Genomic DNA, 18,066 nt, shown 5'->3' on the forward strand with positions numbered 1-18,066 from the left:
GTCTAAAGAGTATTCAATTTTAAAATTTTTACAAGATCAAACTCAATTCCTATAAAGTGGATAGAATTTTTTAAAATTTATATTTATTATTCAATTCATTTTTAAGGTATTTTTAAATTTTGACTATCTCTGAATCAAATTGAAGCTAAGTATAGTATATAAACGTATATACAATATTTCAGCAAAATTTATACTTTACAGCCAATTTAATAGCTGTAACAAATCACTCTTTTCGCTGTTTCCTAATTTTAACCTAAACAAAAACAAATGAACAAACTTTTATCTCTCATTCTCTTTCTTACCATTTTACAAACCCACCTGGCGACTGCCCAGGACAGGAGTATTTCTGGTAAAGTAATAGACGGTTCCAGTAGTCAAGGGCTACCTGGTGTAACCGTTTTAGTAAAAGGCACCTCCGTGGGTACGGCAACTGATGCCGACGGAAATTTTACAATTGCCGCTCCCACCAACAGTACTACGCTGGTATTTAGTTTTATCGGTTATATTCCGCAGGAGCAGGCCATTGGTAATGGGTCGACTATCAACATTACCTTGCAACCTGACACCAAGCAATTAAACGAAGTAGTAGTTACGGCTTTAGGTATTTCCCGGGAAGCCAAATCGCTGGGGTATGCCACGCAGCAGGTAAACAGTAACGAATTAACCAAAGCCCGCGAAACAAACGTGGTAAACTCCTTAGCCGGTAAAGTATCCGGCGTCCGGATTACTTCGCAATCAGGTACACTAGGTGGTTCTTCTAAAATTATTATTCGGGGAGCGTCTTCGTTAGATGCGGCTAGTCAACCTATTTTTGTGATTGATGGTTTGCCCGTAGATAATTCATCCCAGCAGCTTTCTACGGTAAATAGTACCGTACCCCAAGGTTCGGCGGGAGTTGATTTTGGTAACCGGGCCGGCGACATTAACCCCGATGATATTGAATCGATCAACGTTTTGAAAGGAGCCGCCGCTACGGCGTTGTACGGGGCCCGTGCTAAAAATGGGGCTATTATTATTACTACTAAAAAAGGGAAGAAAGGCGTTACTAATATTGTGATTAACTCTTCTACCCGTTTCGACCGCGTTTTAAAATTACCCAGTTTTCAGAATGAGTATGCGCAAGGGAACCAAGGCGTATTTAATTTAGCAAACACCAATGGCTGGGGCCCAAAAATCAGTGAGATACAAGAACAAACTTTTAAAAATTTCCTGGGCGAAGACGAAACCTTGAGGGCTTACGAAAACAACGTGAAGGATTTTTATCAAACCGGTCATACGTATTTAAATTCGGTAGCTTTTGAAAGTGGCGGCGATAATGGCGATTTCCGGTTAGGCTATACCAATACTTACCAGGATGCGATTGTACCGGGTCAGAATTTAAAAAGGAACTCTATTAACTTAAACTCCGGCAGAACGGTGGCCAAAGGTTTGGATGTGCGAGCTAACTTAAATTACATTAGTACCAGCAGCGACGGCCGGCCGGTACAAAGCTCTAACAACCCCAACATCTTAGCTTCCGCCATAAACGGTATTCCGCGCACGGTAGATATCAATAAAGTACGCGAAAATGTAATGGATGAATTTGGACAGCAAATTACCTTAACGCCCGGTCGTACCGGTAATAACCCTTACTGGATTATTCAAAACAACAAGTTCAGCAACTCACTCGATCGGTTTTATGGCAACGCCATTGTAAGTTATAAACCCGTGGAATGGCTTACTATATCGGATAACTTTGGCGGCGATATTTACAATGAGTTCCGGAAAGGAGTAACGCGGCCCGGTACCATTGGCGCTTTGACCGGTAATTTCTTCCAGGGTAATATTTTTAATCGCACCATTAATAATGATCTGATTATATCTACGCAGCGAAATCTTTCGGAAAACCTGGAATTACGCGTATTAGCCGGCCATAACGTTTATTCTACTTATTACCGCCGCGACCAGTCGGATGCGCAGCAACTTACCGTGGATGAGTTATATACCTTTACGAATGCCGCATCCGTCATTACGACTAATACCTCTACTCAGAAAAGAATTGTGGGCGTTTACGGTGAAATTGGGCTTTCTTACAAAGATTTCTTATTCCTCAACATTACCGGCCGGAACGACTGGAGCTCTACCTTACCGGTAAATAACCGTTCGTATTTTTATCCTTCGGTATCCTCTAGTTTTGTATTTACCGAATTGCTGCCCAATAACAATGTGCTTTCTTTTGGTAAGTTACGCATGAGTTGGGCCAACGTAGGGAGCGATACCGATCCGTACCAGTTAGATTTAACGTATCCGGCCCAAAGCACTGCTTTTGCGCAATATGGTTATGGTTCTTCATTTCCGTTTAATGGGGTTTTGGGTTTTAGCTTACCCGGCACTATTCCTAATTTTAATTTAAAACCACAAAACCAGAATTCGTACGAAGTAGGAACGGAATTGCGGTTTTTAAACAACCTGGTGACTTTAGATTTTAACTACTACAACAATCTAACTTCTGATCAAATTATTGCCTTGTCCTTACCTAATTCAACGGGTTATGCCGCCAAACGGGTAAACGCCGGCTCTATCCGAAACAAAGGCATTGAAATAGCCTTAGGCTTTTCGCCGTTTAAAACCAGCAGCTTTACCTGGTCTACGGATGTAAATTTTTCCAGAAACCGCCAAACCGTGGATGACTTACCGGACGAAATTACCAATTATAGCGTAGCCAGTGGCTGGAGCGGTTTGCAAGTACGCGCCGCCGAAGGTGAAGCTTTTGGTTTCTACGGCACCGGTTGGGATCGTGATCCCGAAGGTAACATTGTTATTAACCAGAATACGGGTTTAAGACTCACCAAAAACGATGTGCGGTTAGGTAATATTTACCCGGATTGGATGATGGGGATTAATAACTCTTTTACCTTTAAAAACATTAATTTAGGCTTTTTAATAGATATCCGGCAGGGCGGTGTTATTTACTCCAGTACTGCCCAATCCCTAAGATCCGCTGGTTTAGCCGAAGAAACCTTGGAAAATCGTGGTAATATTTTCATCGACAAAGGCGTAAATCGTAACGCAGATGGTACTTACACCCCCAATACCGTACCCGTACAAAGTATGCAGGATTTCTGGGGTAACTTTTCCAGTAACTCCAATGCTGAAGGCAATATTTATGATGCCTCTTACGTGAAACTACGGGAGATACGGTTAGCTTATACTTTACCCGCTGGTTGGTTCTCGAACAACTCCAAGTTTGTAAAATCCATCGATATTGGAGTAGAAGGCCGCAACTTATGGATTATTCACGACAACGTGCCGCACATTGATCCGGAGGTTAACTTTTTTGGCCCCACTAGTGTAGCCGAAGGCATTGAGTTTAACTCGGTACCCTCTACCCGGTCTTTTGGGTTTAACGTAAGAGCCAGATTTTAAAAAAACAGCAAATGAAAAATAAATTTATATACCACACTTTATTGCTGGTGTTAGGCTTAGCATTTTCTTCGTGCGAGAATTTTTTAGATGTTAACACTAACCCCAATGCCGCCACCACAGTTGATCCTAAGTTATTATTTTCGAATGCTACGGTAAACTGGATTAATTCCCGTTCGGGTGGCGACTTGTATATTCCTACGGCCTTAGCCGGTCAATCCATTGCTTCCGGAGGCAATAACCCTACCGGTTGGGGTATACCTTCGGAAGAACAATACCAGATATCGCCATTTAGTACGGGTAATACCTGGCGAGCAAATTACACCTCGGTAGGTTCTAACTTAACAGAAGCTATCCGGTTAGCCGAAAGTGCCGTACCGGCTCGAGTAAATGCGGCGGCGCAATCAAAAGTAATGCTGGCCATGGTGGTGTACGAAACAACTACCCTTTACGGGGATATTCCTTTTTCTGAAGCTTGGAACGTAGAAATAGCGGCACCTAAGTTTGACCCGCAGCCCCAAGTTTTGGAAGGTGTACTTAGTCTTTTGGATGAGGCTTTAGCGCAGTTTGACTTAGCGGCTGCACCGGCGCTTAAAATTTCGGATTATGATTTGTTTTACAAAGGCGATTTAACCAAATGGCAACGGCTGGCAAAGTCTGTTAAGTTGCGCACTCTGCTAACCATGGTCGATAAAGACCCAAGTAAAGCCGCGGTTATTGGGCAATTAGTAACGGAAGGTGGCATGATTAGTTCGGCAGCTGATAATTTTCTGGTAAACTACGAAGCCACCGCTGGTAAACGTAATCCTAAATTTGGTTTGAGCGATCAATACAATGCCGGTACGCCCTTCTTTTTTGGCTCCAAATACGTGGTGGATTTTATGAATAGCATAAAAGATCCTCGTTTACCCAAGTTTTTTGATAAACCAGCAGGTGCTGCTAATTACGTGGGGGTGCAACCGGGTGAAGACGGCGACGACGATGTAAACGTACGGATTGCCAAGTCTTTGCACCGGGCCGATGCGCCGGATGTAATTTTTAGTTACCAGGAACAACTATTTTACGAAGCAGAAGTAAACGCCCGGGGTTTAGGCATACCGGTAAATTTAGCAGCGGCTACTACCTTATACCGGAAAGCAGCAGAAGAATCGAGTAAATTCTTTGGCGTAGATGCAGCAACCGCCGCTACTTTTGCCGCCTCTTTAACCGATTTAACCACTCTAAGCAACCGGGAAGCCGTAAAGTTAATTCATTATCACAATTGGGTTGATAAAATGGACCGCGGTGTAGATGCTTTTACGCAATGGCGAAGATCTGGTCCGGAGGGTGACGAAGTGCCCAATCTAACTTTACCGGTTGGGGCTCCGGCGGGTGGTTTATTCCGGCGGTTTGAGTATCCGGCTACGAACGAAATAGCGTCGAACCCCAATGCGCCGCAGGAGCTAATTCCGTACAATTCAAAAATGTGGTTTGATTTATAAGACTAACGATATGAAAAAAATTTTAATAGGCTTAATAGTTGTAACTGGTTTTTTGTTCCAAGCCTGCGACGAAGAACTATCTGGCGATGATTATGATTTTAGTACTTCTTTGCCGCCTTATGTAACCATCAATAATGTAGATACTTTAGACGTTTCTCCCGGTGATACTATCCCGATTTCCTTTTCCATGAGAACTGCTCTGCAACAAGAGGCAACGGTTACTTACACGGTAACGGGAGCAGTAAGTATTCCGAATACAGTTGTTACTATTGAAAGAAATAAAACATCTGCTACTGCTAGTATTCCTATCCCAGTTACTACGGGGATACCGGCTCTAGCTAAAATACTAATAGCTAATGCTACCAAACAAGATGGATCGCCTTTAACTATCGGCCAAAAAAATAACCCTAAAATAGAAAAGGTGATACGAATTCAGTAGCATTTTTTATTATTATACAGAAGTTAGAAAGGCTATTCTATAATTTAGAGTAGCCTTTTTACTTAGTAGTGGCAAGCCAAACATCTGCTAACTGCCTATTTTATAAAATCATTATTACCATTTTACTATTTTGTTTATATCATTTTTTAATTATTAGGAGCTAAGTAACAGGACAAAATTAAGTTGATAAAAACCTGAGTTTAAGTACTTGATTATTAATTTATTAACGATCTAATAACGAACAACTAAAAACGACCAACTACTTATTAATTTCTAAAAGCATTAGTCTAGGGCATCTATCCGAAATACCACCTCTGCATATTGCCCGTAGTTATTTAGCAACTTATAGATTTTCTCCGCTACGACTTCCGGCGAAAGCAATTGATTCGTATTTTTTAAATTTTTAAACCGCTCGGCTGCACTAAACTGGCTGGCGTCTACCTCCCGGAGGTGTTCCTGCATGGCGGTATCTACTACGCCCGGCGAAAAAGCAAAAACCCGCACGTTATTGCCTAAAAGCTGCTGCTCCTGCTGCACCGTTAAAGAAAGCATATCCAGCGCCGCTTTGGAAGCACAATACGCTGACCAGCCATCTACTGGTTTTTTACCGGCTCCGGAAGAAATATTCAATATAATTTTCGGGCAGGTTTCGGCATGGTAAGCACTCAGAAAAGTATTTATCAGAATGGCTGGGGCCATCACGTTTACATCAAATACGTAGGCAAAATTGTGCGAGGTTTGGCTGCCCAGGTAAGCTACCTCCCCTACTACGCCGGCATTATTTACCAGCACAATTTTTTCGGCATCTTTTAAGACCGGGAATACCTTATGCAGGTTGTTTTCCAACGCTACAATATCTGACAAATTAAGGGGTTGGTGGTGGTAACGGGGGTGCGTAATGGTGCAATTGCGCGAAACGCCGTACACATAATTTTGCTCGTGTTGCAACAAAGCTTCGGCTATAGCTTTACCAATGCCTTTACTGGTGCCCGTGATGATGTAGTAGTTCATTAAGTGTAAGTTATTGTTTCGGGTACATACGCAATCAGCTTAGGTAAACGCTAATTTTTTAAATTTTTATCGCGCGCGGTGGCTGTTGATTTAAAAAAAACTGAATAAGTATCCCAAATACCAGCACCAAGCCGCAGCCAATGGGGTTCCACCACAAATAAGCCATTTTGGTACTGATCGAAATCCAGACGACGCCGGCTTCGGCCAGTAATGCTCCCCAGAAAACCGCGTGCGATTTGATGTACTTTACGTAAAAAGCCGCGATAAAAATACCCAAAATGGGTCCGTAAAAATAAGAACCTAACAAATTAACCGCTTGTATAAGATTCTCCAGCTGTGAAGCTAACGTGGCAAATAAGACTCCCGTTACTGCCCAAACCGCCGTAAATATTTTCGACATGAACACGTAGTGTTCCGAAGAGGCTTCGGGCCGGATAGTACGCTTGTAAAAATCAATAACGGTAGTGGAACCCAATGAATTTAGGCCCGCCGCCGTAGACGACATCCCGGCACTAAAAATAACCGCGATTAATAATCCAATTAAACCGTGGGGCAGGTAGGTAATGATAAAAGTGATAAATACATAATCCGTGTCGCGGGTTTCGCCTTTGGGGTCTACTTGCTGTAACAAACCATTTACTTGCTGGCGGATAGCTTTGCCATTGGCTTCGGTGGTTGCCAGCGCTTGTTGCGTAGCGGTAATCTGGGCTTGGTCATCCGTTTTCAGGGCGCTTACCAATTGATTTACCTGCGTTTGCTTTTGCTGGAAATTAGTGGCATAATCAGCTTGGAGCTGCTTTAATGCCGGTGCCTGGGAAGAGGCAGAAATTTTATTCAGCTCTACTTGGTTAAAAAATACCGGTGGCTGATGAAACTGATAAAATAAAAACACCAGCACCCCAATAAACAAAATCAGGAACTGCATGGGAATTTTTAATAAACCGTTAAACAGCACGCTTAAACGGCTCTGCGCAATCGACTCTCCCGATAAATAACGCCCTACTTGCGATTGGTCGGCTCCAAAGTAAGACAAAGCCACAAACAAACCACCCAACATGCCCGACCAGAAATTATACCGGTCGTCCCAGTTTAGTTTAAAATCAATTAAGTTGAGTTTCCCCATTTTACCGGCTACCTCAATGGCTTGCCCGAAGGAAATATGCTTGGGCAGTAAGTACATCACGGTAAGGCCGGCCAGCACCATGCCGCACAACATAATGGCCATTTGTTGCTGGTGCGTAACACTTACCGCCCGGGTACCACCCGAAACGGTATAAACGGTAACCAAAACGCCCATCACCAGAATGGTCATCTGCAAGTTCCAGCCCAGGATAGTCGAAAAGATAATAGAAGGGGCGTAAATAGTAATGCCCGTAGATAACCCCCGTTGTACCAGAAACAAGAAAGCGGCCAGCAACCGGCATTTTAAATCAAAGCGGCTTTCCAGGTACTCGTAGGCGGTATATACTTTTAAGCGGTAAAAGTTAGGGATAATGGTAGCCGCAATAATTATCATGGCTAAGGGTAAACCCAGGTAAAACTGAATAAACCGCATACCATCTTCGTAAGCCTGACCGGGCGTAGACAAAAAAGTAATGGCACTGGCTTGGGTGGCCATAATCGAGAGTCCCATCATCCACCAACGCTCGGTGTTATTGCCCTTCAGGTAACCTTCTATGTTTTTGTCGGCCCGGCGGGTTTTCCAGACGCCATAAATCACGATAAAAGCCAGGGTGCTAATAAGTACTATCCAGTCAATAGTACTCATTTATAATATTGGGTTAAAAAGTAGAATACAATTATTTGAATTACTAAACTAGCCACTACCAGCCAGTACATGCCGCGCCAGGTTTTAAAAAGAGGAGGTTTATCAATTATACTTTCAGCGGGCGATGATTTGGACATGTAGGGTAGTTTGGGAAACAACTTTAACAAGGTGGTGGTATTAACTAGTACGTACAAGGTTAGTTGGATATTGCTTCAGAAGCCAGGCGTTTTTTTTAAATTTTTCACTTTTTACCGAGGGCCAGCAAATTACTAAACAAGCGGTAAGCACCCGGAACACCCGCGGGTAATTGCCGGAACCAGGCATATCCGGTGTACACGTAATACCCTTTGCCGTACTGCGCGACCAGCAAACCACCGTTTTGGGCCGGCTCACCGGGGTCGTGGGCGGTTAAAACGGCTTCGTAGTTTTTATCCCAACTGTTCGCAAAATAAAGGCCCCGCTCCTGCACCCAACCTTCAAAATCTTTGGCCGTAATTTTATTGGGCGAGTTTAATATAGGATGCTGCGGATTTAAAAATTGCACCGGTGCTGTTTCGTCGGTTACCCGGTCGCGGGACAAAGTAAGCGGGTAAGGTCCTAGTTGATTGGTAACCAAGCCATTATTTACATTGTATTGCACTACCAGCGTACCTCCGTTTTTCACGTAATCCATTAACTGATTCTGCAAAAACTTGAGTTGGTCGTGGGTGTTATACGCCCGTACTCCTAGTACTACCGCATCAAACTTCGTTAAATCTTTGGCATTTAAATCGGCGTCCTGCAACATAGTAACACTGTAACCAATCTGGGCTAAACTAGCCGCCACTTCGTCGCCGGCGCCCATTAAGTAAGCAATTTGGTGGCCTTTAATTTTTAAATCTAATTTGGTAACCCGGGCCGAGGCTACTGGTAGCAGCGTTTGGGTAGGAATATGCGTGTAATTAATTTGCACTAAACTTTGCTGATAAGTTTTATTATCTACCAAAGCCGTAGCCCGTAACTCGCCGTCGCTTTGGTTTTTGCTGGGATACACGGTAAAAGTAAAATTAATTTCTTCGCCTTTTTGGGTGAGTTTAAACGGCAGGCGCGCCGGTTCTACGCGCCAGCCAGTGGGTACGGCCAAAGTAGCATCACCGGCAACGGTGGCCTGCCCGGCTTTTACCCGCACCGTAACGGGTTTGGGTTGGTCGTCGGCAAAAACAAATACTTTCTCGCGCATGCTTACAAATACCGGCGGCGTAATTTCAAATGGCCGGTAAACTTCGCCAGCTACGGGATCGGTGCGTTTGTAAACTACCGGCAAGGTAAAAGTAAAGGGCTGCATGCCGATCGTTACGGCACAAACTACGGTAGCGGCTGGGGCGTTTTCCGGGCGGCCAATTAAGTTCGGGTCATCTACCCGGAACATGCCGGTGGTTCCCGGCTTTTGCAGCCAGTAAGGTTGCGAATATGGCGTAGTAGCGGGAATTTGGAGTTTACTTTTTAGTACCAGGGGTTGGTTATTGGCTAAGTTTATATTTAAGGTAGAATCCTTACCCGTGGGTAATACAGTCATTTTTTGCCATTGTACCGGAATATCGGAGCGATTAATAGCTTCTATCGTTAATGGCAGGGGTGCTCCCGGATTGCTGGTTGGCTCCGCCGCAACGGCTTCCAGGTACAGCCCCAGACAAGCTTTTATAATGGTGTCAAGTTCCGTTAATTTTAAATCGCGGTAGTAAGCAGCTGGTAAAGCTTGCAAGGCTAGCCGTAATTTTAATAATTCCGGTACGCTGGCGGCCGGTTTAGCAGCGTTAAAGTTCGCGTTTATTTTTACTATTTGCTGGCTAATCTTTTCGCCGCCCGGCACGCGTTTCCAGGTTAAGTCAATTCCTTCGAATAAATCTTTGGTAGCTTTATCGCCTTTTAAATTTTCAAAATACTCTATCGCACTGCCGCGGGCGCCACTACTACCAAATCCTTGGCTTTTATGCATGCTGCGGCTTAAAGCGGCCAGTTCGCCATACGATTTACCTAACGCAGCGTTGTACTCACCCACATCCACGATTACTTTACCGGTTTCGTCGAACTTTTGATTTTGGCCATAAAAGAACGATGAAGTATTCCAGAGAATGCGTTTTGGTTGCCACACGGCCACGGTTTTTAATTGCTCCGGAAAGCGGTTCTTATCGCCGGCCGCCGAAAAAGCTTCTACCGCCAATATCGCTGAGGTAGTATGATGCCCGTGCGTACCGCCTGGCTCCGGCGAAAAACGCGTAATCAGCACGTCGGGCCGGAATTTCCGGATGGTCCAAACCATATCCGCGAGTACTTGTTCTTTATTCCAGATACGTACAGTTTCCTGCCAGTCCTTGGAAAAACCAAAATCGTTGGCGCGCGAGAAAAACTGTTTGCCGCCATCCAGGCGCCGGGCTTGCAATAATTCCTGCGTGCGAATTACCCCGAGTTGCTCCCGTATTTCCGGCCCAATCAGGTTTTGCCCACCGTCACCCCGCGTAAGCGATAAGTAACCGGTATTTAGTAATTTTTCGTTGGCTAGCCAGGCAATTAAGCGGGTGTTTTCGTCGTCGGGGTGCGCGGCTACGTACAGCGCGGTGCCTACTACATTTAGTTTGGCGATGGCTTGCTGAATATCGGCCCCGGTGTAGGTAACCGGAGCTTGCGCCCGAACAAGGGAAAAACTAAAAACCTGGAAGAGAATGACTGTTATAAATCGAAATAAGTACCGCTGAAGCATATAAAATTTAAAAAATACTACTCTTTGCCTAAAACCAGCTATTTAGTCTTACATATAGTTGCCGGGTTTTACGGCAAGTCAAGTTAATTTAATCACTCACGTAAAACTAACTAAAGGAATAAAAAAAGCAGCAAACTTCTAAATGAAAAAGCCCGGAGGCTATCCGGGCTTTTCTTTTCGAGTAATTTTTAAATCATACGCGAGTGAGTTATTTTATTTTGGGAGCTTTTAAAGGATCGTGGCCCCAACTCATTAAGGAATACCGCCAAATAGATTCGGCAAGATCACCTTCCGGACGTTCGGCTATTTTTTTGGGAAGATAAGCAATAACCCGTTCCATGTGTTCAAAATTGCTTTTGGTTAATTCAAAACGTTTTTTGCGCAGAATTTTAATCGTCCGATCGCCGGCTTTCCGGGGCGAAATATCGGTTTCCTGGGGCTCCGCATCTACTAACTTTGATTCTTTGGAGTAAAGAAACTTTCCCAGTTCGCCCGAACCCATGTTTACTAAATCGCGGAACTCTGCGTAAATCTGATCTTTTGTTTTAACAACCGTTTTAGAGAGTTTGAGTAAATGTAACATACAACCTAAGTTAAATTTGTGTAAAAGAATACAATCTAATAAAAGAACAAAAGGTATTTTTCACTTAATAGTTCAATTTCGATCAACATTTTTATTTTACAATAATAGAGAATAATCAAGTCTATTACTAATTATTAACCTATTAATTAGTAAAAACTAATATACAATTAATCTTTTTAATATTCAATTTAAATAAACCAATTGATTTTTGCACTTAACTAATTTACATAGATGCATTCTAAATAATTTTGCATTGATACTGTGCTTAAAAGTAAAACGTAGGAGTAAATAATTTCTGCTGATAATAAAAGTCACTTGTTTTTAAATTTATTAAGATGCCGAACAAATAATTTAAGAAGTCTTAATTTTAAGACGGGGGTCCGCTGAAGTAAATATTAATTCTAAATTTGATCTGCCTAATTTTAAACCGATAAAGTTTAAAGCCGTATGCGGAATGGCTTATATTTGCTGAAGTTTAAACAACACCAACTTATGAAAACCCGGATTACTGTTAATAGCAATGGTTCTTTAAAAATACAAGGCGACGATTTTGAAATTGTAGATGCCCAGGGAAACGTGTATGATTTAGGCGGTCGCGAATTGGTTTCTATTTGCCGCTGTGGTTTATCGAGCAACAAACCATTTTGCGATGGCTCGCATAAAGGCCATTTTGAACACGCTGCGGAAGCGTTTGCTTTGCCACCCCGTAAAGTTTAATTTACTTTTATACGCCTGGCTAAAATAATTTTTTAATTTTTTGTGGCTGAACAGGTACTGGTAATGCTTCATTTTTAAATTCGTAGCCAACGGTTATTAGCGCTTCGTGAATTAATAGCTACAACCGGTAACTGGTTGAAAATTTAATTTTAGTAAGCAGGTTCTGGGTAAGGCATTGCTGATTTTTTTGAACCATGACTTCTTCGCTCGTTTTAACGGATATTTACATTTACCCCATCAAGTCGTTGGGCGGCGTGCGGGTAGACCAAGCAATAGTTGAACCGCAAGGTCTTCAATACGACCGGCGCTGGTTGCTCGTGGATGAGACTAATCGTTTCTTAACCCAGCGCGTTTTTCCGGCTATGGCACTCCTGCAAGTACATCTGCAACCCGAGGGTTTGTTAATAACGCACAAAAAGCAATTATTTGAAAACTTGTTTATTCCGTTTGATACCCGGCAGTACCTGCCCGAATACCAGACAGTGACTATTTGGGACGATGTGGTGCCGGCCCTAGAGGTAGGCCCCGCCGTAAGCGCCTGGTTTAGTCGTATTTTGCAGGTAAATTGCCGCCTAGTGTACATGCCCCCTACCGTAAAGCGGCCCGTTGATCCGGAATATGCCATTAATCACGAAGTGGTTAGCTTTGCCGATGCGTATCCGATGCTGGTAATTGGTCAGGCTTCCTTAAACGATTTAAACAGCCGCTTAGCGGTACCCGTACCCATGAACCGTTTTCGCCCGAATTTAGTTTTTTCGGGTGGGGAGCCTTTCGAGGAAGATACTTGGCGCGACTTTACCATCAATAACCAACCGTTTACCGGCGTAAAACGCTGTGCCCGCTGCGTACTAACCACTGTAAACCAGGATACTGCCGAAAAAGGTACGGAACCCTTGCGAACTTTAGCCACCTACCGGACCATTAATAAAAAAGTGATGTTTGGCCAAAATGTGCTTCCTCGGGCCGTGGGAGAACCGTTGCGTACTGGCGATCCTATTGCTGTACTGTCGCACCAAAATTGGAACAGCAACAAATTACCTTAGGAAACACGGCAAAATAAGTTACTTGCCAGCAATTTTTTAATTTTTTGAACAGCTACCGTTTTTCAGTAGCTACTGGTTTTAAGAACCAATTGCATCTTTAGTACCTGAGTGTTTTTATATTCTGCATGAACGCTGATTTATCTACTATAAACAAGAATACGGTTATTCGCCCGGCGCAATTTCCCGATGATTTACCGGCTATTTTGTATTTAGCGGAACAAACCTGGGCTCCCACTTACCAGCATATTTTAGCGCCGGAGCAAGTAACGTACATGTTTCAGAAGATTTACCAACCCGCGGCATTGGAAAAGCAAGCCAGCGAAGGACAGCAGTTTCTACTTTTGTTACAAGATCAAAAACCCGCCGGCTTTGCGGCTTATTCCCGACAAGATGAGGCTACTATTTTTAAATTAAATAAACTGTACATTCTGCCCGCATTTCACAGGTACGGTTTTGGCAAACTGCTAATTAGCGTCGTAGAAGAAGCGGTTAAAAAAGCCGGCGGAACAACTTTATTGTTAAATGTAAACCGGTATAATCCCGCTAAATCGTTTTATGAGAAATGTGGCTATGCGGTAGCTTATCAGGAAGATGTTCCGATTGGGCCTTATTTCATGAACGATTACGTGATGCAGAAAGAACTGGAAGTTTCGTTTGATTAATCTTCCAGTACAATCTTGCGTTTTAAAAGCTTACGAACTACGGGAAGCAACAAAAAATAAAAAAGCAAGGTAAGCGGACCCGCCAAAACCAGCCACAACAAAATACCCGCCAAATTGGCCAGCCATATGGTTTTCAGGGCCATTTGCCAGTCTCGTTTAAAAAGATCGGTTACTTCGCTTAAGCTTAAATTAAAAGTAGTTAAGGGAAATACCTGCAGCCCCAGATCTATAAACGGGATGTACAACACTAAGTGCAATGGCCCCATTAAATAACAAATCAAGAGCAAGGCCGGCAAATTTAACCGGAATCGCAGGGCAATCAGGGTGCATAAAAAGAGGTTAACCCGAATAAAGGCAGTATCCCAATAACCACCCCCAAAGAGCCGGTAATCGCTAACTTCTGGGGAGTGATCCCCATGGTGAGCAATTTCGTTAACGGATGAACAACTTTTCTTTTAAAATAAGAAGCTTTCGGTGGATGCGGTGTCAAACAACAATTAATTAATATACGTACCGGGGCCAACACAAGAAACAGGATAACCCGCAGTATTTGACCAGCTTGGCAAAGCTACCATTTTACCACTAAAATGAAAGGCTTTACTAAAACAGAAACGTAAAACATTTTTTAAAGACGAGTAAGCAAGTAAATTTAAAAAAGGACAACTTTATTCCAACTTTTCTTGAAAAGAATTAAATAAACGTCTAGCCAAAGTATCTTACCAGATAATACTATATTTACCTTCGTTGGTTTTTGATTTGTAACGCGCGTGCATGGAGCCTGCCTACTTTATTATATTATTAATTGGTTTATTAGCCCTGATTTTGTTGCTGATACGGTTGCTCGGCAAAATTCAGGAGATAAGCGCGGAACTCCGGCAGTTGCGGCAAGAAATTGCCCGTAGTGCCAAATCACCATCCAATTCTGCTACTAGCCCGGGAGTATTTATATCTGATACTTCTAAGCCGGTTGCAATGGCCCCGGTGATTCACCCGTCCCAGGCGGGCACGGTACCACCAAACCCGATTCCGGTACAAACAACTAATCAAGTCAGGAAGGCCGCAGTACGTCGTCCGGGCTTTTTCGAGCGTAACCCCGATTTAGAAAAGTTTATCGGCGAAAACCTGGTTAATAAATTAGGCATAGCGGTATTGGTTTTAGGCATTGGTTACTTTATAAAGTTCGCCATCGACCAGGATTGGATCAACGCCTGGGGCCGCGTACTAATTGGCTTTGGTTGCGGATTCGGGTTATTAGGTTTGGCCCATTGGTTACGCGGGCAGTATGCTGCTTTTAGTTCGGTTTTAGTGGGCGGCGGTTTAGCCGTGTTGTATTTTACCATTGCTCTGGCTTTTCACGAATACCACTTATTTCCGCAAACCCTGGCTTTTATTTTAATGGTGGCGGTTACGGGTTTATCGGTGTTTATGGCTCTGCTGTACGATCGGCAGGAGCTAGCGGTTTTAGCCCTACTGGGCGGTTTTGCCTCTCCTCTGCTGGCCAGTTCGGGCGGTAACAATTACCAGATATTATTTATCTATATTCTTATTCTGAATATTGGCATGCTGGTCCTGGCTTTTTTTAAAAAATGGCCGCTTATTACTATAATTTCTTATTTGGCTACCGTTATTTTATTTGGTGGCTGGCTGTTTGCGAAGGTAATCGGGGAATTGCAAGCGCCTTATCTGGGTGGGTTTATTTTTGCAAGTTTGTTTTACCTGGTGTTTTTCGCCATGCTGCTCATTTACAACCTAAAGCAACAACAGGCTTTTAGTTTACTCGAAATAAGTATTTTACTGAGTAATACTTTCTTTTTTTACATCTGTGGTTTGTACTTGCTCCACGGGTTAGGTGGCGGTACTTACTTAGGTCTTTTCTCGGGAATACTGGCGTTTTTTAACGGAGCGGCGGCCTGGCAATTGTACCAGCAAAAAACAACCGACCCGAAGCTGCGCTACTTGCTGGGAAGTATCGGCTTGTTGCTTTTGTACCTGGCTATTTTGTTTGAGCTTACATTCCGGCTAGGCAGTTCTACCACCGATTTACGCGCCATTAAATACCTGGTGGTAGCTTCGTATCATTATTTATTTGCTCTTATTATTATTCGGTTTTTACCAGCCACCGTACAGGCTCGCTGGCCCCTTACCGAAACTTTGGCTGGGCTTAGCTTTACCTCTTACCTTTTACTGGTGCAACCCGTGGTACAAGCGGCCCGCAACAATTATTTATTAAATTCCACAGGCAGTTTACTCCCCTTTGCCTTACATTATTCGGCCATTGTTTTGTTACTAATTTTGCTGTACCAAGTGTACAGGTATTACCAAAAAGCCTACGGCCTGCGATCGAAAAACATGAATGCCTTTACTTGGTTTGGCTGCACCGCTTTGGTGTATCTGGCCAGTACCGAATTAGATCATTTGGTATTGCTGTTTCAGTTTTCGCCCGGCGAAAATTTAAATAATTTGTTGCAACAAGAACATAAAATTGGGTTTCCGATTTTATGGGGACTGGCTTCTTTTGGATTTATGCTGTTGGGCATGCGTTACAAATTAAAAACCCTGCGTCTGGTTTCGCTTACCTTGTTTTTTATCACGCTCCTTAAACTTTTTCTGTTTGATATTCGCAACATTTCGGCAGGAGGTCGTATTGCGGCCTTTATTTCGTTAGGTATTTTGTTGCTGGTAGTTTCGTTTTTGTATCAAAAATTAAAAAATTTGCTCCTGGATGATGTGCCTCCCGAAAAGGTACATAGCTAATTCTTGGTTATTAATGTATAAAATACGGTAGAGCCGTATGCAACTTTATTTTTTAAATTTTAGATTTTTAACTCAACGTTTCCATGAAATCTTTCCGGTTTATATTTATTGGTTTTGGTTTAGTAAGTTGGTTGTTTTTGGCGGCTTGTTCGGGCAAATCCAACAAGGGTGATTTAGGCACGTACGAAACCCTGACGGATGCCAACGTTACGGAACTGCTTACGAAATTCGGCCAAGAAAATCCGGAAACCAAGGTAACGATTAGTACCAGCCTGGGCGTGATAAAGGTGCGCTTGTATAAAGATACCCCATTGCACCGGGCTAACTTTGTACGGCTGGCCAAAATGGGTTTTTACGACAATACCATATTCTATCGCGTACTCCGCGATTTTATGATTCAAGGGGGCGATACGCGGGAGCGTAAAATTAAGACCGATAAATACGGCGTGCCCAGCGAAGTAAAACCGCAGTACTTTCACAAACGCGGCGCTTTGGCTATGGCTCGCTACGACGACGAATTTAACCCAAAACGCTTATCGTCGTCGCATAATTTTTACCTGATTCAAGGAGTAGTGCATAACCAGGAAAGTCTGGACGATATTGCTCAGAGTAAAAAAATCACGTTTTCGCCGGAGCAAGTAAAAACCTATACCACCATTGGCGGCGTTCCCTCCCTGGATACCAAGTACACGGTTTTTGGAGAAGTAACCGAAGGCTTAGACGTAATTGATAAAATAGCCAAAGTACCCGTTGACCCCAATGACGTGCCGGTGCAGGATGTGTTTATGACGGTAGAAGTAGAGGAATAGTTTTTTAAATTTTTAATTATTCTGGTATTCTTTGGAGCCGGTTCCTGTTTCCAGGCATTGGTGCTATCTAACTGACTAGCTATAAGTTTGTCTCGTGGCCGGCAGACCTCGTTTGGCACTTCTGCCCTCGCTAGCCTCTCTTTCCTCGCTCCGCTGCGGAATACTGCTGCGCAGTACCGGAACCCTAGCAGGTGCTCCTGAGCCAAACGGATGTAATTTTTCTGGACTAAATTTTACTAGTCCAGCACTAATCTACTATTTACTTTAAACTACATGCAAACATCAAAAATATGCAAAATAAATTTAGCTTAGCTGCCGCCCAAGAAGCATTAAAACAATCGGGCCAGGAGTTTACACTTTTACTGGAACATGGCACCTTAGCGGTAGAATTGTACCAACCCCACGAAACAGTCAAGCAAACGCCTCACGAACAAGATGAAGTTTATGTTATAGCCACCGGCGAAAGCAAGTTCTTTTTATCAGGAGAAACTAGTCAGGTTAGAGCCGGTGATTTTTTATTTGTGCCCGCGGCTGCCGAACACCGCTTCCTAAATTTCTCACCGGATTTTAGTACCTGGGTTTTATTTTACGGTCCGAAAGGTGGGGAAAACGGAATTGTTAAAAAGGTAGCCATTCCGTAAACAGTAAAAATTTAAAAAA

Annotated in this window: 16 protein-coding genes; 9 read left to right on the forward strand and 7 right to left on the reverse strand. The window is 43.3% G+C overall.

The window, feature by feature from the left end; translation table 11 throughout:
- The first annotated feature begins 267 nt into the window (after nucleotides 1-267).
- The 3 genes from AHMF7616_RS15050 to AHMF7616_RS15060 are packed head-to-tail and all read left to right on the forward strand — an operon-like array spanning nucleotide 268 to nucleotide 5,322.
- Nucleotides 268-3,405 (forward strand): SusC/RagA family TonB-linked outer membrane protein, encoded by a 3,138-nt coding sequence (locus tag AHMF7616_RS15050; protein ID WP_115373637.1) that lies wholly within the window; start codon nucleotides 268-270, stop codon nucleotides 3,403-3,405.
- 11 nt (nucleotides 3,406-3,416) lie between these two features.
- A complete protein-coding gene (locus AHMF7616_RS15055; protein WP_115373638.1) occupies nucleotides 3,417-4,883 on the forward strand; it encodes a SusD/RagB family nutrient-binding outer membrane lipoprotein in 1,467 nt (488 codons plus the stop codon).
- 10 nt (nucleotides 4,884-4,893) lie between these two features.
- Nucleotides 4,894-5,322 (forward strand): hypothetical protein, encoded by a 429-nt coding sequence (locus AHMF7616_RS15060; protein WP_115373639.1) that lies wholly within the window; start codon nucleotides 4,894-4,896, stop codon nucleotides 5,320-5,322.
- A gap of 282 nt (nucleotides 5,323-5,604) precedes the next feature.
- Here AHMF7616_RS15060 and AHMF7616_RS15065 read toward each other — a convergent pair whose 3' ends face one another.
- The 5 genes from AHMF7616_RS15065 to AHMF7616_RS15080 form a co-directional block, all read right to left on the reverse strand.
- On the reverse strand, nucleotides 5,605-6,333 hold the full coding sequence (locus AHMF7616_RS15065) for an SDR family NAD(P)-dependent oxidoreductase (protein ID WP_115373640.1): 729 nt from the start codon (nucleotides 6,331-6,333) through the stop codon (nucleotides 5,605-5,607).
- 58 nt (nucleotides 6,334-6,391) lie between these two features.
- Complete coding sequence (locus AHMF7616_RS15070) at nucleotides 6,392-8,101, reverse strand: sodium:solute symporter family transporter (RefSeq protein WP_115373641.1); 1,710 nt, start codon at nucleotides 8,099-8,101, stop codon at nucleotides 6,392-6,394.
- Nucleotides 8,098-8,238: a hypothetical protein gene (locus AHMF7616_RS26735; RefSeq protein ID WP_199474244.1), complete on the reverse strand. Its 141-nt coding sequence runs from the start codon at nucleotides 8,236-8,238 to the stop codon at nucleotides 8,098-8,100. Before AHMF7616_RS26735 ends, AHMF7616_RS15070 begins: the two co-directional genes overlap by 4 nt.
- 104 nt (nucleotides 8,239-8,342) lie before the next feature.
- The gene (locus AHMF7616_RS15075) at nucleotides 8,343-10,838 is read right to left on the reverse strand and encodes a PIG-L family deacetylase (RefSeq protein ID WP_115373642.1); all 2,496 of its coding nucleotides are present in this window, start codon (nucleotides 10,836-10,838) and stop codon (nucleotides 8,343-8,345) included.
- Between the two features lie 208 nt (nucleotides 10,839-11,046).
- Nucleotides 11,047-11,421 (reverse strand): DUF3140 domain-containing protein, encoded by a 375-nt coding sequence (locus AHMF7616_RS15080; protein WP_115373643.1) that lies wholly within the window; start codon nucleotides 11,419-11,421, stop codon nucleotides 11,047-11,049.
- Nucleotides 11,422-11,913: 492 nt separating this feature from the next.
- On the opposite strand from AHMF7616_RS15080, the gene AHMF7616_RS15085 reads away from it, so the two are divergent.
- The 3 genes from AHMF7616_RS15085 to AHMF7616_RS15095 all read left to right on the forward strand — a co-directional run bounded on the left by AHMF7616_RS15085 (nucleotide 11,914) and on the right by AHMF7616_RS15095 (nucleotide 13,843).
- A complete protein-coding gene (locus tag AHMF7616_RS15085; protein ID WP_115375634.1) occupies nucleotides 11,914-12,138 on the forward strand; it encodes a CDGSH iron-sulfur domain-containing protein in 225 nt (74 codons plus the stop codon).
- A gap of 194 nt (nucleotides 12,139-12,332) precedes the next feature.
- Entirely contained in the window at nucleotides 12,333-13,181 is an 849-nt protein-coding gene (locus tag AHMF7616_RS15090; RefSeq protein ID WP_115373644.1) for an MOSC domain-containing protein, read from the forward strand.
- Between the two features lie 125 nt (nucleotides 13,182-13,306).
- Complete coding sequence (locus tag AHMF7616_RS15095; protein WP_115373645.1) at nucleotides 13,307-13,843, forward strand: GNAT family N-acetyltransferase; 537 nt, start codon at nucleotides 13,307-13,309, stop codon at nucleotides 13,841-13,843.
- Here the strand turns inward: AHMF7616_RS15095 and AHMF7616_RS15100 are convergent.
- Nucleotides 13,840-14,124, reverse strand: coding sequence for a hypothetical protein (locus AHMF7616_RS15100; protein WP_233507581.1), 285 nt, complete (start codon nucleotides 14,122-14,124; stop codon nucleotides 13,840-13,842). The two genes, AHMF7616_RS15095 and AHMF7616_RS15100, sit on opposite strands and share 4 nt — an antisense overlap.
- 38 nt (nucleotides 14,125-14,162) lie before the next feature.
- The gene (locus AHMF7616_RS27190; protein ID WP_233507583.1) at nucleotides 14,163-14,333 is read right to left on the reverse strand and encodes a hypothetical protein; all 171 of its coding nucleotides are present in this window, start codon (nucleotides 14,331-14,333) and stop codon (nucleotides 14,163-14,165) included.
- A 281-nt stretch (nucleotides 14,334-14,614) separates the two neighbouring features.
- Between AHMF7616_RS27190 and AHMF7616_RS15105 the strand changes: the two genes are divergently transcribed.
- The 3 genes from AHMF7616_RS15105 (at nucleotide 14,615) to AHMF7616_RS15115 (ending at nucleotide 18,047) form a co-directional block, all read left to right on the forward strand.
- The gene (locus tag AHMF7616_RS15105) at nucleotides 14,615-16,597 is read left to right on the forward strand and encodes a DUF2339 domain-containing protein (RefSeq protein WP_115373647.1); all 1,983 of its coding nucleotides are present in this window, start codon (nucleotides 14,615-14,617) and stop codon (nucleotides 16,595-16,597) included.
- Between the two features lie 83 nt (nucleotides 16,598-16,680).
- Complete coding sequence (locus AHMF7616_RS15110; RefSeq protein WP_115373648.1) at nucleotides 16,681-17,406, forward strand: peptidylprolyl isomerase; 726 nt, start codon at nucleotides 16,681-16,683, stop codon at nucleotides 17,404-17,406.
- A gap of 290 nt (nucleotides 17,407-17,696) precedes the next feature.
- Nucleotides 17,697-18,047, forward strand: coding sequence for a cupin domain-containing protein (locus AHMF7616_RS15115; RefSeq protein WP_115373649.1), 351 nt, complete (start codon nucleotides 17,697-17,699; stop codon nucleotides 18,045-18,047).
- Nucleotides 18,048-18,066 lie beyond the last annotated feature (19 nt).

It is taken from the genome of Adhaeribacter pallidiroseus (assembly GCF_003340495.1).
Taxonomy (GTDB): Bacteria; Bacteroidota; Bacteroidia; order Cytophagales; family Hymenobacteraceae; genus Adhaeribacter; species Adhaeribacter pallidiroseus.

Coding starts and splice junctions, on each gene's coding strand:
- AHMF7616_RS15070 (WP_115373641.1), bottom strand. CDS start 8,101: ATGAGTACTATTGACTGGATAGTACTTATTAGCACCCTGGCTTTTATC.
- AHMF7616_RS15060 (WP_115373639.1), top strand. CDS start 4,894: ATGAAAAAAATTTTAATAGGCTTAATAGTTGTAACTGGTTTTTTGTTC.
- AHMF7616_RS15085 (WP_115375634.1), top strand. CDS start 11,914: ATGAAAACCCGGATTACTGTTAATAGCAATGGTTCTTTAAAAATACAA.
- AHMF7616_RS15115 (WP_115373649.1), top strand. CDS start 17,697: ATGCAAAATAAATTTAGCTTAGCTGCCGCCCAAGAAGCATTAAAACAA.
- AHMF7616_RS15090 (WP_115373644.1), top strand. CDS start 12,333: ATGACTTCTTCGCTCGTTTTAACGGATATTTACATTTACCCCATCAAG.
- AHMF7616_RS15110 (WP_115373648.1), top strand. CDS start 16,681: ATGAAATCTTTCCGGTTTATATTTATTGGTTTTGGTTTAGTAAGTTGG.
- AHMF7616_RS15075 (WP_115373642.1), bottom strand. CDS start 10,838: ATGCTTCAGCGGTACTTATTTCGATTTATAACAGTCATTCTCTTCCAG.
- AHMF7616_RS15095 (WP_115373645.1), top strand. CDS start 13,307: ATGAACGCTGATTTATCTACTATAAACAAGAATACGGTTATTCGCCCG.
- AHMF7616_RS15055 (WP_115373638.1), top strand. CDS start 3,417: ATGAAAAATAAATTTATATACCACACTTTATTGCTGGTGTTAGGCTTA.
- AHMF7616_RS15080 (WP_115373643.1), bottom strand. CDS start 11,421: ATGTTACATTTACTCAAACTCTCTAAAACGGTTGTTAAAACAAAAGAT.
- AHMF7616_RS15105 (WP_115373647.1), top strand. CDS start 14,615: ATGGAGCCTGCCTACTTTATTATATTATTAATTGGTTTATTAGCCCTG.
- AHMF7616_RS15050 (WP_115373637.1), top strand. CDS start 268: ATGAACAAACTTTTATCTCTCATTCTCTTTCTTACCATTTTACAAACC.
- AHMF7616_RS26735 (WP_199474244.1), bottom strand. CDS start 8,238: ATGTCCAAATCATCGCCCGCTGAAAGTATAATTGATAAACCTCCTCTT.
- AHMF7616_RS15065 (WP_115373640.1), bottom strand. CDS start 6,333: ATGAACTACTACATCATCACGGGCACCAGTAAAGGCATTGGTAAAGCT.